The sequence below is a fragment of the Pseudalkalibacillus sp. R45 genome, from assembly GCF_052246725.1.
GTDB lineage: Bacteria > Bacillota > Bacilli > Bacillales > Fictibacillaceae > Pseudalkalibacillus.
Window position 1 is genome coordinate 1 of record NZ_JBQQCL010000032.1, and the last position, 16,946, is coordinate 16,946.

Below are 16,946 nucleotides of genomic sequence, written 5' to 3' on the forward strand. Positions count from 1 at the left end.
TAATCTCCTCGCAAGGCATGCGACGAGGAAGCTCTCTTCGACAGGACTTTCTTGTAGACACAGGAGCACAAATGCTTCCTTGAAAAGGAGACTCCTGAGGTCGCAAGGCGACGAGTGGGCTCACCGCACGCCCCGCGGAAAGCGAGCATCCTGGAGCGGAAATCAACGACTTTCAAGAGCAACAAAGTTTGCGAAAACTGCCTTGTCAAAAGAGACAGGGCACCAATATGATGCCCTTTCCCATATTTCTAACGGTTTTGGACCTTTTCCCATTCACTATCCATTTTCTTAAGGAATTTTTCTTTTTCCTTCTTGATGAGAAACTCCTGAATCAGGTTCGCAGCCTGCATACCAGATGGATAATAATGATCAGGGAAGCTAGTAAGTTGACCTTCTTCAAAGTTGCTCTTGATCCCCTCGAATACAGGGTCTTCTTGATAAACTCCTTCTAAAGCAGAAAATGCTTTTTGATCATCGATATATTTTTGTGCTCGTTCATCATTCATCATATATTCAACGAACTTCATTACATCCTCATTCTCAGAAGCCTCTTCTGAAACAGTTAACAAGACGTCTACTCCAGATACCAGCTTGTTTTCAGAAGGTTCATTCGTGACAGGCATCGCAAATACGCCAAGATTTACATCAGGATTGACTTTTTTGATTTCAGGAATCGCCCAATTCCCTTGGAGATAATAAAGGCTCTCCCCATTCGCAAACGCTTTGTTACCATCTGCGTATCCATAATCGAAGTTCTTTCCATGTCCATATTCAAGAAGGGTTAACATTTTATCCGCTACAGGGTCATATTCTTCTTGGAAACTGGCTTTACCAGCATTCTTTTTCTCAGCAAAGTCTTCACCTGCACTGTTCGCGGCAATCGAATTCCAAGGAATCATTCCGGTCCATGAGTCTTTAAGCGTAAAGTAGATTGGGGTTATGTCGTTTTCCTTGGCAACTTCCAACGTTTTGATGAATTCGTCCCATGTTTCAGGAACTTCAAGACCAAGTTCATTCATAAGGTCTTTATTATAAATTACGGCGTTTGCATTTGTTGCATAAGGAAGTCCGAATGTGCCTTCCTTCTCTTCACCCACTAAATCGCCAACCATTTTAATGTAGGCTGGTTGGATCTGCTTCTCAAGTTCTGTACCGGAGAAATCATGCAATACACCTGCTCGAGCAAGTTCACCATATGTTGCATTCCCCCCTATGGACATGATTTCCGGCAGGTCATTCTTCGTCATTCTTGTCTTCAAAACCGTTTCTGCTTCTGGAGGTGCACTTAATTTAATATCAATTTCGGGGTTTTCCTTTTCAAAATCTTTGATTATTTCTTTGTAGATTTCAGTACTCTCCGATTTATTCGAAAATACCTCGATCGCATCGGAATCATTTCCTGAACTACAACCACCAATGACCAATACACTCGCCAATCCAATTAAGCCGGTTTTCAACCATTTTTTTGATTTGTAGAACATTTTCATTCTCCCTTCTAGATTTACGTAAACGTTTACGTAAAGACTAAAAAAATTACTGTTTGTTCACACTTTCTCTTTCTATAAGCTGATGCCTCATAATGCGGCTTTGAACCTGATGTGTACCATTCCTTAACATTTCAAAGATCATTTCTGATGCATTTGCCCCCATTTCTACAAAAGGTTGAGCAATGGTCGTTAACGGGGGAATCACCATTTCTGAAGTGGTTAAATTATCATAACCAATTATAGAGAGATCATCTGGTACCTTCTTGCCCATATGATGGAGAGAAGACATGGCTCCAATCGCTATTTCGTCACTTGCTGCTACGATTCCAGTAATGTCAGGTGATTGTTGCAGTAGCTTCAAAGCCCCCTCTTTACCATCCTGAAAAGTAAAACCGTTTTGAAAAATAACATTTGTAGAACTATCGGAAAGTGAAGAAGATTCAGATAATGCATCTTGAAAACCTTGAATCCTAGGTGCTCCAGCTATCGGGTCTTTTTTGTTCCCGCTGATCATGCCGATTTTTGTATGCCCATTTTCAATCAAATACTTTGTCGCAGTATAAGATGCGTGGCGATCATCTACTTTTACATAAGGAACTTGATGCTTATAAGACATGGTTGAAATCAACACTAGCGGGACGTTCATGGTTTTTATTTTTTCGTAATATTCATCCCGTAGGGTTTCACTTACAAAAATCAGTCCGTCTACCCTCTTTTCATGTAAAAGGTGCAAATACTTATTAGTCCGAATTCCATCAGATGCAGTGTGACATACAATGACACTCGATCCATAATGATGGGCTACCTCTTCGATACCCTGGAGGATTTCCGAAGAAAGCATACTTGAGACATTTGGGAACAAAACTCCGATTGTCTGGGTATTCCTGCTAATCAAACTTCGCGCTACTGCGTTAGGTTTATATGAAAGTTCTTCGATGACCTTCATAACTGTTTCTCTAGTTTGTTCTGAATACCCAGTTTGATTGTTCAGTATTCTTGATACAGTGGCTGTAGATACGTTCGCTTTTCTCGCGACATCTTTGATGGTTACCATTTTCTATTCCTTCCTTAGGTAAACGTTTACGTTAACCATAATCCTAGCACTTAGTTAAAACGCTTTCAATAGTACTTTTTATTTAATCGATTATGTAAAGATGGAGGTGTCATCTATTAGATGGTACTTCCATTACACTTTCGATCGTTATTCCGTTTAAGGCTTGAGTGGCCAATTGATCCGCTTCTCGGTTTTCTTTTCTTGAAATAAATACGTATTCTGGATCAATGCCCATCTTACTAAGTTTTTCATCAACCCGATCAGCCCATTTTGATAACCCTTCTTCTACGCATGCCCACTCCCCCTTCAACTGATTGATGACAACTTGTGAATCACCTATGAACTTTACAGGTAGATGATGGACTTCCAGCAGCTCTAATTCCTTCAGACTGATGTGAAGCGCAGCATATTCGGCCTCATTATTCGTCTCCAGTTGTTCGACCGAAGCATTCTTTCGTAGACGAAATGATTTTCCATTCTGTTCATAATAAATGACACAGCCTAACCCTGATTGCTTCGTTTCAAGATCAAACCCACCATCAAAATATACCCTCACGTTGTGTGGTTCCGTTTCAATCCCTTTTAAGAATTCCTTTAATTCCTTTGTAGACCATGTATTTTCATTACGATCGATGAATTTCAGATTCTTGGCTCGTCCTGTCCTATCCATATCTTCACCGATCAATATCGCCTGATCTGCTTGCAACTCCTCGGAACTAAATGTGGTCTTTTTCCCTTTTGGCGTTTTATATGTGAATTCAATTCTGACATCCATGATTACACCACCCTTTATAAATAGTCTCAATCGTGAATTTCAAAGAAAGCATCATCATTCTATATCCATTACCCGGGGTAGAGTCAACATTTTGTTCTAAGAAACAGTAATTGGAGGTATTTTTATTTCATTCTGACCTTTAACTGAATAAGGAGAGGAAATGATATTTTTACAAAAAAGGAGTTTGAATTGGAATTATGCATAAACAATGTCCGAAAGTACTATTGATAAAACAAAACACAAAAGATTGTTTTTGGAAAAAGGAGTGAATAACATAAAATCAAACAGAAGAACTGCTATCTTTCTTGGGCTACTGTTAATATTGAGTTTTGTATTTGGAATACTTAGTTCTGTTCCAGCGTTAGAACAACCAGATTATCTTGAAAAATTGCCAGAAATCGAAATGCAAGTTTTGGTTGCATCATTTTTTCAAGCTGCAATGGCCGTAGTATATGTAATTATAATCGTATTATTATATCCAATAATTAAAAAATACAACAAAACTCTAGCGGCGGGATATTTCGGTTTCAGGATTGTTGGAGCTGGATTTCTTTTTGCCGGTATAGGCTCTCTTCTTCTTTTATTATGGTTGAGTCAGAGTTTTCTAGCTGCTAGCCATGTTAACTCATCGTATTTTGAAATAATAGCTGAATTGCTTAGACAAGGCAGAGATATTCTGAACCATATAGGAATGATATTGCCATGGAGTATTGGCGGCTTGATACTCTATTTTTGCCTATATAAAATTAGACTTATCCCAAGATGGTTATCGATATGGGGTATTATTGGTTCTACATTTACTCTCGTGGCTACGTTCATATTGATGTTGAATATTATAACATTAATGAATCCAGTCTACTTTATCTTAAATGCACCAATAGCTTTTTGCGAATTGTTTTTTGCTATATTTCTGATAGTCAGAGGGTTCAATCCTGTTGATATAAAATCTAATGAAAACGGAGATAGAATATGAGAGTATTAGTGCTTGGGGCAAACGGCGCCACCGGTAAACAAGTCGTCATGCAATTAATCAAAAGACAAATCAATACTCGGATTCTCATCAGAAAAAAAGCAGTTCTTTCCAAAGACATACAAGAAAATCCATTAGTGGAAGTCGTGAAGGGGGATATCAACGAATTAAATGATTCAGAGATGAATAACCTTCTACGTGATTGTAATGTCATTATCTCCTGTCTCGGTCACAATGTTACGCTCAAAGGGATGTTTGGTAATCCTCGTTATTTGGTATTTGATGCAATAAAAAGAATCAGTGAGACAGTCAAAAATAAGGCTGACAAAAGGGTGAAACTCATACTTATGAGTACAACAGCTTATACGAATACTTTATCCAGAGAGAAAAATTCTATGGTAGAAAACATCATCCTTTCATTACTAAAGCTTTTGCTTCCTCCTCATCGTGATAATGTCAAGGCTGCAGATTATCTGATTACCAAAATTGGTAAAGAAGACGAAAATATCGGATGGATTGCCGTACGACCGGATACTTTAGTCAACAATGATGAAGAAAGTTCATATCAAGTTTGTGAATCTCCGGTAAGAAGTCCAATATTCAATGCTCGTAAAACCAGCAGAATTAATGTAAGTCATTTTATGGCTGAACTAGTGACAGATGATACAATATGGAAATATTGGCAATTTAAAACTCCGGTGGTTTATAATAAATAGAAACAAGGTTGCTTGACCATTATTTCAAAGAAAACCTGCTAAGTCACGGTTATGTACTTACAACAAAGCTGCAATTGAAGCGATTAAATTAAATTTGAAGCGTAGCTTAAAGTATGCATTCTTTTATGAGGATGCCAAAGTGCATCCGTACACTTTGGCGAGTTTTTCCTAAGCCCACTTTCACAAAATCAGGGGCATATATACAACCTCATTAGATCGTACAATAACTGTTGTCCATTGAAGATTATCGTGTCATTTATACTGTCAATTACTTATGCCCCGTGTCAAATCACCGGACATTTCTAAAGTCATTTACAGGTTATGCACCCCAAAACAGAACCCTTTAATTTAATAAGAAAGCAATAAAACCATGCTACCTCCGCTACGCAGGTTGCATTCCTTCTTTATATGGGAAAAAGTTAAGTCTTGTTGGAACCACAGCTTGTCCGGGTCAGAATAAAAAGGAATTTTTTCGAACAGGCATGATTTGTCCTCGGATTTCGCCTGCGGGGTTTTGTTCGGTATGAACATTTACATATGTGCGTCCATCACACATGAATCTAATCAAATCATTCACATCTCCCACACCGACATCATTACTTTCAATGTCTTCGTTAGTTATGATGCCTGTGACAATTCCTTTATCGGTGCTGATGCCATCCTGCTCTTCAAGTGTGGCAAGGTCTGCTCCAAATAAGAAAGCTAGTACAGGACCGTTCTGCCCAGGAGCACCAAAATGGATATGGGCTTGTACTAAATTCTCTATATCCTCTACTTTTAAAACAAACGTAATTTGTTCTAGTCGTCTATTCGCAACGAATTTTGCGTTACCGAAAGCATCCGTATTGACTGGAGGAACTTCGTTTTCACCATCCAATACAGCAATGAATTTGCTCATTCTATCACCTCCTCAGCAAAGCTATTGTATAGTATTCTGAGTGATAGATTCGTGTATAGATGGAAGTCCCTGTTTAGATAGGAATGGGTGTGGCAGACTTCGTTGAAAAGAGGAAATTTTAAAATGGGGTGCTCTCCCTGGATTTAATTGTTGGTTAAAATAAAGAAAAAGCCAATCCTTAGCGGAGGCTCAGCCCTAGTTCCCATTATATTGAAGAAAGTATTTGTACTTTCTTTAAAAGTAAAAAAAGCATGCAGCCTATTGCAAGCCGCATGCCGACATTTTCATTCTTTTGTAGAATCCCTCAGTTGTATTCTGTGCGGGAGGATGACTTTCCGGTCTTCCACATTTTCATTGTTCATGAATTTAGTCAACAACCTCATCGCTACAGCCCCGATATCGTACATCGGCTGTACGACCGTGGTGAGTGTCGGACGTACCATGGAGGCGAGACGCGTATTATCGAAACCGATTACTTCAAGGTCCTTTGGAATATTCAGCCCATTGTCTTGAGCACCATGAATGACTCCCAATGCCATTTCATCGGTCCCGACAAAGACTGCATTCGGTTTGTCGTCTAGATTGATGAACTTATCGACTGCTTCCAAACCAGAGTCATACGTATAATCCCCAACGTGTACATAGTCATCATTGATTTCAAGTCCTGCTTCTTCAAGAGCTCGTCGATAACCAGAAAATTTGTATTGTCCATTGATCGGGTCTTCAAGAGGGCCAGAAACCATCGCGACTTTTTCATTTCCTCTTTCAATCAGCAACTTGATTGCATCATATACCGCTTCTTGATAATTGATATTAACAGTCGGAATCTCTCCATCTGAGGAAACCGTTGCTGCTAGAACGATCGGTACAGGGGAACGCTTGAATTCCTCGACATGCTCATCGGTGATCGTACCACCCATGAAGACGATTCCATCAACCTGCTTGCCTAATAAAGTATTGAGAAGATGGATTTCTTTTTCTTTGTTTTGGTCTGAGTTACAAAGAATGATATTGTAATTGTACATGGTAGCGATGTCTTCGATCCCTCGTGCCAGCTCTGCAAAGAAAATGCTTGAAATATCTGGGATGATGACGCCAACTGTCGTCGTTTTTTTACTAGCTAATCCACGTGCTACTGCATTCGGACGGTACCCAAGTCTTTCAATTGCATCCAATACCTTTTTACGAGTTGCTGGTTTAACGTTTGGATTCCCGTTCACAACACGCGAAACGGTTGCCATCGATACTCCGGCTTCTCTTGCGACATCATAAATTGTAATATTACTGTTATTCATAACGGCCTCCTTTTGCACGTTATTGTGCCCAAACGAATTGTTAGTCTTATTCTTCCTATAATTAATATTTTCTACTCTAATTCCTTATATTCTACAACATTCGCTCGCCATTCGGTCAAATTAATTGCGGATTTGTTTCCTTAAGTGCTGTTGCAAATTCATTGAATTGCTCGATATCCATTTGTTGTTCAGAATCGGACAATGCAACTGCAGGATCAGGGTGGACTTCTGCCATGATTCCATCTGCTCCAATTGCTAAAGCTGCTTTCGCTATTGGCAGAAGGATGTCCCTTCTTCCGGTCGAATGGGTTACATCAACGAACACAGGCAGGTGCGTTTCTTGTTTTAAAATTGGAACCGCAGAGATATCAAGTGTATTCCTCGTTGCTTTTTCGTATGTCCGGATTCCGCGTTCACACAGAATGATATTGGAATTCCCTTTCGACATAATATACTCAGCTGCATTCATGAATTCGGAAATCGTTGCAGCCAACCCTCGTTTCAACAGGACTGGCTTTGAGGTCCGGCCGGCTTCTTTCAAGAGCTCGAAATTATGCATATTTCGTGCCCCGATTTGGATGACATCAATGTATTCATGGGCTTCTTCAAGATCTGCAGGGTTCACAATTTCACTCACAACCGCTAACTCATGCTTTCTAGCGACTTGATTCAATATCTTAAGTCCTTCCATTCCAAGCCCCTGGAAATCGTATGGAGAGGTACGAGGCTTGAATGCACCACCTCGCAAAAGCTTGACTCCATGTTTCTTGATAGCTTCCGCTACTGCATCAACTTGTTCATATGATTCGACAGCACAGGGTCCGGCCACAATCCTCTGATGACCATCACCTATTCTTTCCCCTAGAACATCCACAATTGAGTTTTCAGGTTGATTCTTCCTTGAAACAAGCAGGGTTTGACTATGATCATCCTCTTGAAGCTCAAGTCCTGCTTTGAAAATTTGCTTGAAAATATGCTGGAGCGTCGACGTCTCGAATGGGCCTCGGTTATGTTCCGCGATGTTATTTAACATATACCTTTCACGTACAGGATCGAAACGGTTGACACCCTGTTTCTTTTTCACGTAACCGATGTCCTGGACAAGTTCAGCACGTTTATTCAACAGTTCTACTAACTGGAGATTGATATGATCAATCTGATCTCGTAAAAGATCCAGCTCTTGGTTGCTCATCATTTCACTTCCTACTACTTGAAAAATTCTATGGAGGTATTAGTCCTTCTATTAGTTTAGTCCAAAGGACCATTTGCAGTCTAGCAAGGAGTCCTTTAAGACACTAAATCTTCAAATTATTAATGTTCTTCTTTACTATGTCCTCTAATGAATGATAAGTGATATTCCAATGGGAGTCATGATACCTTACTTGATTATCAGAAAACAAAAAGATTTGAGGTGATTCATGTTTGATATTAAATTCTTCTGCAATCTGGTTTGATAGTTCCCTGGATTCCTGTACATTCAAATAGTAAATTGGTAAGTCAGCATGGTCCTCTGCAAACTTCTCTGTTTCTTCAAACGCAGTTTGGCTGATCGGACATGTTGTACTGTTTTTTAAGAAAACGAAGGGCGTTGTTTGATCAATCTCTTTGAATTCATTCCACGAATTGATTCTTTTCATCATGGTGGTACCTCACTTCCAATGTAAAAATGAAGTGCCTGGCTCCACCAGGCACTTTATTGTCAATTATTTATTTGTTGAACTAGGGTGCTTTTCTTCATAGTTGGTTTCGATATCGTTCAACTGGCTGTTTGGCGTTTGCATTGCGTCTTCAATCGCATCTGCTTTTCCTTCGGTGTATTCTTCTTCTAGATGATCCAATTCGTTATCTTTGTTTCTCCATTTATTGATATTGTCCTTTGCAGTTGTAGAAAACTCCCGCACCTTATTAGCTGCCTGAGATGTTTGACTACCTACATTTTGAGCCAAAGTAGAAGACTTTTCTCTTGCAAGAGTAGCTACTTCAGAACTTTTATCTTTCAGTTGATGCGCTTGATCATTCAGGTTTGTACGTAATTCTTTACCTGACTTAGGTGCTAACAAAAGTGCAGTTGTCGCGCCAAGAATTCCACCGATTAGTGAGCCGATGAGAAAGTCCTTCGTGTCAATTGATGATGATTGGTTTTGAGTGTTTTTTTCTGTCGTTTGCATTTTAACATCCTCCTCTATTTTGGTTCAGTAGTTTTTTCAATCTTCCTATTCCTCAATTGCCATTTTTCCCAAATATCTAATGCAGCGTTACTCCACTGTACCACCTGAGAAACTGTATCTGACTTACGTTCACCTTCCCGTGCAATGCGTGTGGACACATTTTTCACAGAATGACTAACGGTTGATAGGCTATCTCCAATCTCACGCACACCATGGAATACAGAGTTGAGAGATTCAGACTTATGCTGGATATCGTCGGCTAAACGGTTAGTTTTATGTAACAAATCCGTTGTTTCCCTCGATACTCCATCAAGCTGATTTTCCAGTCCATCCAACGTTTTTGCAACATTCGTCAAAGTTAGTTGAAGAGATTTCAATGTTTTAGAAATAAAAACGACTAGTACTGTGAACGCTACTGCAATTAAAGCTACACTTAGATATAAGATTATTTCCATATCGCATACCACCTCCTGTTTAGTATTCCATTTCCCAATTCACGTATTCATTAAACTTAAAACCTTTTTAATCAAATTCGCTGTCAGGATTCAACAATCCTCCTATCTTTTTTCTAAACTTAAAATAAAGTACAATAGTAGGTGGGAAATAACAAATATTATAAAAGGAGAGGGCAATTTCTTATGAGAGATCCAAGAATACAAGCGTTGGCGAACAACATCATTACATATTCAGTAGACCTTCAGCCAGGGGAGAAAGTATTGATAGAAAATACAGGTTTCCAGCAAGAACTCGTTAATGCTCTTGTAGAAGAAGCATATAAAGCAGGGGGCTTTCCTTTTGTAACCATTAAGGATGAAACGACTCAACGTGCTTTACTTATGGAGGCAAAAGAAGATCAACTAGAGCTTCAAGGGAAATTTGAAGAGACGATCATGAAAGAAATGGATGCCTATGTAGCAATCCGCTCAGGGAATAACATTTCAGAACTATCGGATGTACCGTCTGAACAGATGGCACTCTATCAGAAGAAAGTTTACAAGTCTGTCCATCATGGACTCAGAATCCCGAAAACGAAATGGTGTGTACTCCGTTACCCGACACCATCCATGTCGCAGCTAGCTGACATGAGTACTTCTGCTTTCGAAAACTTATTCTTCAATGTATGTAACCTCGATTACAGCAAAATGCTGAATGCGATGGGACCACTTGAAGAGTTGATGAACCGCACAGATCAGGTCCAAATTAAAGGTCCTGGAACAGACCTGACTTTCTCAATCAAAGATATTCCTTCTGTTACATCAGCAGGCCATAAAAATCTACCGGATGGTGAAGTTTACACCGCACCAGTCCGTGATTCTGTCAACGGTACGATTACATTCAACTCACCGTCTCCTTACCAGGGATTCGTCTTCCACAATGTATGTTTCACGTTCAAAGACGGAAAAATCATCGAAGCAAGCGCAAATGATACGGAAAGATTGAACAAGGTCCTTGATACGGATGAAGGCGCACGTTATATTGGAGAATTCGCGATTGGTGTGAACCCTTATATCCAAACACCAATGCAGGATATCCTTTTTGACGAAAAAATCGATGGAAGTTTCCACTTTACACCGGGACAATGCTATAAAGAAGCGTTCAACGGCAATGACTCCAATATCCACTGGGATCTCGTCAATATCCAACGCCCTGATTACGGCGGAGGGGAAATCTACTTCGACGGTGTCCTTATAAGAAAAGATGGCCGTTTCGTCTTACCAGAGCTAGAACCGCTTAATCCAGAGAATCTGAAGTGATTTTATTAGGTGAAAAGGGCTGAAGTTGATCGTTTAGTATCAGCTTCAGCTTTTTTATATTCGAAACACCAGCTGAAAAACAATTAACTACAAAAATACAGGTGCTCACTACAAAAATTTGAAAATAACAACAAAAATGAAGAAATAACTACAAAAAATGACGGTTTAACTACAAAAATGAAAAAATTAACTACAAAAGCGATAAAAACGACCTCAAGTGGCCATCTCTAGCCTTTGGGAGGTCGCTTCCTTTCACTTATGAAGCCATCTGGCTTTCATAAGCTTTTTGATATTTTTGTATGTCACCTGCACCCATGAATAGGAGTACACTGTTGGTATGCTTCGATAAAATATCGATCGTTTCTTCACCGATGATATTTGAGTTCGGAATCCGCTCTTGCAGATTTTCGATTTTCAAATCACCTGAATTTTCTCTCGCAGATCCGAATATATCACACAAATACACTGAGTCAGCCTGGTTCAAGCTGTCTGCAAATTCGCTCAAGAACGTTTGTGTCCGCGTATAGGTGTGAGGTTGGAAAATCGCTACGACTTCTTTGTCAGGATATTTCTGTTTTGCAGATTCGATCGTAGCCTTGATTTCTGTCGGATGATGGGCATAATCATCGATCAAAACCTGTTGCCCGATTTGCTTTTCAGAGAACCTTCTCTTTACACCCTTGAACGTAGCAAGATGTTCTTTCAAAATGTTGACGTCCACTTCTTCATAGTGACAAAGGGCGATCACTGATAAAGCATTGAGCACATGGTGTGTCCCGAATCCAGGAATCGTAAATGTTTCATGATACGCGTTCCTAACGAACACATCGAACGTCGTGCCTTTTGGATTAACCTGGATATTCCTTGCTTGAAAATCGTTGGTGTCATTCAAGCCATAGAACATGACCGGCACTTTTGCTTGTATCTGTTGCAAGTAAGGGTCGTCTCCACAAGCAATGATACCCTTTTGTACTTGCAACGCCATCGATTGGAAAGCGTCGAATACGTCGTTTACATCTTTAAAATAATCCGGATGGTCAAAATCTATATTTGTCATGATTGCATAAGACGGCTCATATGAAAGGAAATGTCGTCGATACTCACAAGCTTCAAAAACGAAGTATTCGCTATCTTCCTTACCCTTTCCAGATCCATCACCAATCAAATAGGATGTTGGTTTAGCAGCACCTAAAACATGTGCCAATAATCCTGTCGTAGAAGTTTTACCATGTGACCCTGTTACTGCGACACTGATGAATTTCTTGATGAATTCACCTAAAAAGTGATGGTAACGGTACACTGGCACTCCTAATTCAGTAGCTTTAGCCACTTCTTCATGATCATTCGGAAATGCGTTTCCAGCAATCACCACTTGATCGGATTTCACATTTTCCGCTCCAAATGGCAACACTGGGATATTTCGTTCTTCTAATGCTTGTTGGGTAAAGATGTATTGTTCAATGTCAGATCCTTGAATGTCATATTTCATATCATGAAGAATCTGGGCCAATGGACTCATACCAGTCCCTTTAATCCCAACAAAATGATAAGTTGTCATAAAACGAACCTCCAACTAATCTGGAATCGTTACTAATTTTCTACATTTATTATATGCCTAATTCAGATAAATGGGGCTAGTATCACCCTTAGGCGTAAAACCCATTTTAACATTATATCAAAAAAGTAGTCTTTAGACTAATAATTCCTCAAATTTACCTATTCCACTTTCTCAAGACGTGGGTTTGGACGGTGCTTTCGTCCTTTTTTAGCTTCCCTTTTTCCATTTAATAAAACATTGTCACCAGTAAAACCGATATGGATATTCAATAAAGAACTTCCTACTCCATAGATGTCAACTGGAACCTGACGTTCTTCGAATCCACGAATACGATCTTCGTTGAACCCTCCGCTTACCACGATTTTCACATGCTGATAACCTTCGTCATCTAAAGCTTTCCTCAATGCGAATATCAATTCAGGGTTGACACCTCTTGGATCGAATGTACCGAGTTCGTCTTGGTTTCTCCAAAAATATTGATCGACCAGTGTCCTCGAGGTATCGATCCGGACGCCTTTCAATGTATCTCCGAACTCTCTAGCCACTTTCAAAGAGTCCGTGATGACATCATTATTATAGTCGACCAGTGTAATCAACTCATCCTCAGGATACTGCTCGTAATATGCGCGTGAAGCAGCAACAACATCGCCTTCGAACAACTGGATGAGTGCATGCGGCATCGTCCCCATCCCGCGTTTGCCCCACCATTCATTCATAGCGTGGGTAGCTTGTGCCGTAGAGCCCCCAATGTATGCTGCGTATCCATCACCAGCTTGCTGGGTAAAATGATCATCACGGTCCCCCATGAAGATGACAGGCTTTTGAACACCTGAAGTGCTTGCTGCTTTCACAACGTTATATACATTCGTCGAGACAGAAGTTCTTCTGCCCAGGATGCCGTCAATGAGACCTTCAAGGGATCCGAAGTTTTGGTACGGACCTTCGATCGTCAGGACCGTTTCATAAGGTTCGATTTTGTCCCCGTCTTTAAGTGAGTAGATCTCTAATTCTTCAGGATTTTTTGCGAAAGTTTTGATCAAAGCGATGGCTTCGTCAGTCCCACAGAGCACGGCATGCTTCTTTTGGAAGAACTGCATTTTCACGACATTATCCGAACGATGTGCCTCGGCGATTTCACAAGTTTTCAAAAAGTAAACAGCCGAAAACCATCCTTCAGCGACACGTTCATCGAATTTGAAGGTGTTATTCGTCAGTCTATTAATTTTCCCTTGCATTTTCAATTCGATTTCTTTCATATCCATACGATTGCACCTATTCCTTTATGTACTTCAATTGCTTATTGTTTTTGATATTCTTGGCTCTGTTCGTTTTTATTGTTGATTTCTACGATATTCACTTTTGTGAATCTTAAGCAGCTTTTCTGTAAAATCAACAATACATTTAGTAAAGCCTACTTATAAGATAACCATTAGTTTATCATATAAAACGACTACCGATAATTCAAGACTATCATTTATTCCTCAAAGTTGCTTAGTTATCGCATTATCGGTAGTCATATTGCTTCTTGCTTATTACTCACTTACTTGATCATAAAACTCTTGTTTCGAGACGAGTACATTTCGTGGTTTACTTCCCATGGCTTCAGAAACGATGCCGCGGGATTCCATCATATCTACTAGTCTAGCTGCCCGGTTATAACCAATGCGGAATCTTCTCTGTAAGGCAGAAGATGAAGCAACACCTTGTTCAAGTACGAATTCACAAGCCTCATCGAACAATTCATCGTTCTGATCAAAGGCCAATGTATTTTGCACCAACTCTTCTTTTTCAAACAAGTAATCCGGATCGCGTTGTCCTTTGACATGCTGGGTGATCCGTTCGATTTCCTCATCGGATACAAAATTCCCCTGTACACGTACAGGCTTGGAGACTCCGTTGCCAAGGAAAAGCATATCACCTTTACCAAGAAGTTTATCTGCTCCGTTCGAATCGATGATTGTTCTTGAATCCACCGATGAAGAAACAGAGAATGCAACCCGTGTCGGAATGTTCGCCTTGATCAATCCTGTTATCACATCTACCGACGGACGTTGAGTCGCCAACAGAAGATGGATACCACAAGCTCGTGCTTTTTGGGCGATACGACAAATAGAGTCTTCAACTTCTTGTGGCGAAACCATCATCAAATCTGCTAACTCATCGATGACTACAACGACGTAAGGGAGCTTTTGGTCAGGTTCTCCTTTTTCCTTAACGAGCTTATTGAAACGCTCCATATCTCTGACCCCTGTTTTTGCAAACAATTCGTACCGGCGTTCCATTTCATCCACGGCCCATTTCAGTCCGAGTGTCGCTTCTTTTGCATCCGTTATGACTGGTGTTACCAGATGCGGCAACTGGTTATACGGAGCCAGCTCCACCATTTTCGGATCGATGAGCATCAATCGTACATCATCCGGATGAGCTTTATATAAGATACTGATGAGCAACGAATTGATACATACACTTTTACCTGAGCCAGTAGCACCAGCAATTAGCCCATGTGGCATTTTTTGAAGATCCGTCACAACCGGATTTCCTGAAATATCAAGGCCTAATGCTACAGAGAGCGGGGATGAACTTTGTGTAAAATTCGGGTGTGTGATGATTTCACGCAGTGTCACCGATTTGCTCACTTTGTTTGGAACCTCGATCCCGATTGCATTTCTTCCTGGAATTGGTGCCTCCATCCGGATATCCTTCGCAGCTAAGCTCAATTTGATATCATCAGAAAGGTTCGTTATCTTATTGACTTTTACGCCCGGTGCAGGCTGAACTTCAATTCTTGTAACAGACGGACCTTTTGTCGCGCCGACTACAGTAGCCTTCACATTGAAGTTATGAAGGGTAGACTGCAGCAATTCGATCTGGTCATTCAACCATGTTTCGTCATCATTCATCTCTTCAATTTTCCGATCCAACAAGCTTTCAGATGGGAAAGTGTACCCTCGTTCAATCGATTTTTCACGCTTCGGTGTAGTCGAATGATCTACTTGTGTTTTCGGTTGAGGCTTCCTGTCACGTTGCAGCATCATAACATTGAACGGAATCGGACTTTTCTTTTTTTCTTCTTCATTTTTCTGATTTACAGATCGAGCCGGCTTCTCAGGTTCTGGTTCATTGTTTTCAACCTTGTTTGTTTCAACAGGTTCTGGTGTTTTGGAAGTTTTGTTTTCATATGTATGGATGGATTGAGCATCATTTTCAGCAAGTACTTGTTCTGTATCAACACTATTGTCTTCCAAGGTCTCTTTATTAGTCTCGATATCAGTGGATTCAATTTCAAAATTGATAAGCGTTTCAGTATCTTCAGTCTCCACTTCCTTATTTTCATCGCCTGTTTCTATATTCAAGGCTGTGGTTTCAGGTTCTTCCCTTTCCTGTTTTACTTCTTGCGTGATCCCCCAGCCATGGAGTATCCATTCTTCTTTTTCTGCCTTTGATTGGTCTGGTTCAATTTGATTTGATCCTTCGGCTTCCCTCATTTCGGATTGATCTAAATCTTCTTCCTTCATTTCAGATATTGCTTGGTAAGCTTCATATCCTGGTTCATACTTTGGTTGTTGTGCTTGTTTTTTACTAGAAATGGTACCAGCACTTTCCGGACCTATTTTAGGCGGAAACACTTCCGGACGACTGCCGAACCCATAGATAGGAGAAGGGATTTCAGTTGGCGTAAAGTTTTCTCCAGTAAACTTTGGCTTTTCCTCAGTGCTTTTAGACCTAGCCCCTCTTCGACTACTTTCAGATTGTTTTCTCTCTACCCGTGGTTGCTTTTCATCATCTCGCTTGAATTGCTTTTGTGGCTCATATTCTGATGTTGTTCGTTCGTTTTTAGTTGGATCGTTACGGCGATCCTTCTTATTTTTATCATCAGGTATGACTGGAAAACGAAAATTTCCTTCTTTCGGATATTGATGTACCATTCTCGGTTCGAACGAGCTTTTCCCTGCTGTCATCCGTCCTACAGACTTCCCTTTTTTTTGCGGGTTTTCTTTAGGGATGGTCCGATTGTTTTCCTTTTCAGTCTCTATGTCTTCTTCATCTTCAAAGATCAAATTCATCATTTTTTTCAACCAGTTAGACATCTATACATTCACCTTTTTTAAAAAATTTCTTTCGTTCACCTAAATATTCGAATTTATGAGACACTATTCGAATATTACATCCATCATTATCAAAAGAAACAAGTCAAATCAAAACCTATTCCTTACTCATTCTCCTCAAAAAAGGTAAATAAGTAGTAGAAAACAACCAGATCTGATCTGGTT

15 protein-coding genes are annotated in these 16,946 nt (G+C 40.1%); 3 read left to right on the top strand and 12 right to left on the bottom strand.

Going from position 1 to position 16,946, the window contains the following annotated elements:
* Nucleotides 1–248: 248 nt before the first annotated feature.
* The 3 genes from ACTWQL_RS24040 to ACTWQL_RS24050 all read right to left on the bottom strand — a co-directional run bounded on the left by ACTWQL_RS24040 (nt 249) and on the right by ACTWQL_RS24050 (nt 3,316).
* A complete protein-coding gene (locus ACTWQL_RS24040) occupies nt 249–1,481 on the bottom strand; it encodes an ABC transporter substrate-binding protein (RefSeq protein WP_443144889.1) in 1,233 nt (410 codons plus the stop codon).
* A 52-nt stretch (nt 1,482–1,533) separates the two neighbouring features.
* On the bottom strand, nt 1,534–2,541 hold the full coding sequence (locus tag ACTWQL_RS24045; RefSeq protein ID WP_443144890.1) for a LacI family DNA-binding transcriptional regulator: 1,008 nt from the start codon (nt 2,539–2,541) through the stop codon (nt 1,534–1,536).
* Between the two features lie 109 nt (nt 2,542–2,650).
* Nucleotides 2,651–3,316, bottom strand: a complete 666-nt coding sequence (locus ACTWQL_RS24050) for a ribonuclease H family protein (RefSeq protein ID WP_443144891.1) — start codon at nt 3,314–3,316, stop codon at nt 2,651–2,653.
* Nucleotides 3,317–3,524: 208 nt separating this feature from the next.
* Between ACTWQL_RS24050 and ACTWQL_RS24055 the strand changes: the two genes are divergently transcribed.
* Together ACTWQL_RS24055 and ACTWQL_RS24060 are read left to right on the top strand one after the other, a co-directional pair.
* Nucleotides 3,525–4,289: a DUF4386 domain-containing protein gene (locus ACTWQL_RS24055; protein WP_443144892.1), complete on the top strand. Its 765-nt coding sequence runs from the start codon at nt 3,525–3,527 to the stop codon at nt 4,287–4,289.
* Complete coding sequence (locus tag ACTWQL_RS24060; RefSeq protein WP_443144893.1) at nt 4,286–5,002, top strand: NAD(P)-binding oxidoreductase; 717 nt, start codon at nt 4,286–4,288, stop codon at nt 5,000–5,002. The genes ACTWQL_RS24055 and ACTWQL_RS24060 overlap by 4 nt, the downstream gene beginning before the upstream one ends.
* Before the next feature lie 451 nt (nt 5,003–5,453).
* Here ACTWQL_RS24060 and ACTWQL_RS24065 read toward each other — a convergent pair whose 3' ends face one another.
* The 6 genes from ACTWQL_RS24065 to ACTWQL_RS24090 form a co-directional block, all read right to left on the bottom strand.
* The gene (locus ACTWQL_RS24065; RefSeq protein WP_443144894.1) at nt 5,454–5,900 is read right to left on the bottom strand and encodes a CHRD domain-containing protein; all 447 of its coding nucleotides are present in this window, start codon (nt 5,898–5,900) and stop codon (nt 5,454–5,456) included.
* Between the two features lie 284 nt (nt 5,901–6,184).
* Entirely contained in the window at nt 6,185–7,195 is a 1,011-nt protein-coding gene (ccpA, locus tag ACTWQL_RS24070; protein ID WP_443144895.1) for a catabolite control protein A, read from the bottom strand.
* A gap of 115 nt (nt 7,196–7,310) precedes the next feature.
* Nucleotides 7,311–8,387 (bottom strand): bifunctional 3-deoxy-7-phosphoheptulonate synthase/chorismate mutase, encoded by a 1,077-nt coding sequence (locus ACTWQL_RS24075; RefSeq protein WP_443144896.1) that lies wholly within the window; start codon nt 8,385–8,387, stop codon nt 7,311–7,313.
* Nucleotides 8,388–8,490: 103 nt separating this feature from the next.
* Nucleotides 8,491–8,835: a bacillithiol system redox-active protein YtxJ gene (gene ytxJ, locus ACTWQL_RS24080; RefSeq protein WP_443144897.1), complete on the bottom strand. Its 345-nt coding sequence runs from the start codon at nt 8,833–8,835 to the stop codon at nt 8,491–8,493.
* 63 nt (nt 8,836–8,898) lie between these two features.
* On the bottom strand, nt 8,899–9,363 hold the full coding sequence (locus ACTWQL_RS24085; protein ID WP_443144898.1) for a YtxH domain-containing protein: 465 nt from the start codon (nt 9,361–9,363) through the stop codon (nt 8,899–8,901).
* 14 nt (nt 9,364–9,377) lie between these two features.
* Entirely contained in the window at nt 9,378–9,818 is a 441-nt protein-coding gene (locus ACTWQL_RS24090) for a DUF948 domain-containing protein (protein WP_261130738.1), read from the bottom strand.
* A gap of 183 nt (nt 9,819–10,001) precedes the next feature.
* Here ACTWQL_RS24090 and ACTWQL_RS24095 point away from each other — a divergent pair, with 183 nt between their 5' ends.
* A complete protein-coding gene (locus tag ACTWQL_RS24095; protein ID WP_443144899.1) occupies nt 10,002–11,117 on the top strand; it encodes an aminopeptidase in 1,116 nt (371 codons plus the stop codon).
* Nucleotides 11,118–11,373: 256 nt separating this feature from the next.
* Here ACTWQL_RS24095 and murC read toward each other — a convergent pair whose 3' ends face one another.
* The 3 genes from murC to ACTWQL_RS24110 form a co-directional block, all read right to left on the bottom strand.
* Entirely contained in the window at nt 11,374–12,675 is a 1,302-nt protein-coding gene (gene murC, locus ACTWQL_RS24100) for a UDP-N-acetylmuramate--L-alanine ligase (protein ID WP_443144900.1), read from the bottom strand.
* 158 nt (nt 12,676–12,833) lie between these two features.
* Entirely contained in the window at nt 12,834–13,931 is a 1,098-nt protein-coding gene (locus ACTWQL_RS24105; RefSeq protein ID WP_443144915.1) for a nicotinate phosphoribosyltransferase, read from the bottom strand.
* 276 nt (nt 13,932–14,207) lie between these two features.
* On the bottom strand, nt 14,208–16,763 hold the full coding sequence (locus ACTWQL_RS24110; RefSeq protein ID WP_443144901.1) for a DNA translocase FtsK: 2,556 nt from the start codon (nt 16,761–16,763) through the stop codon (nt 14,208–14,210).
* Nucleotides 16,764–16,946: the final 183 nt, after the last annotated feature.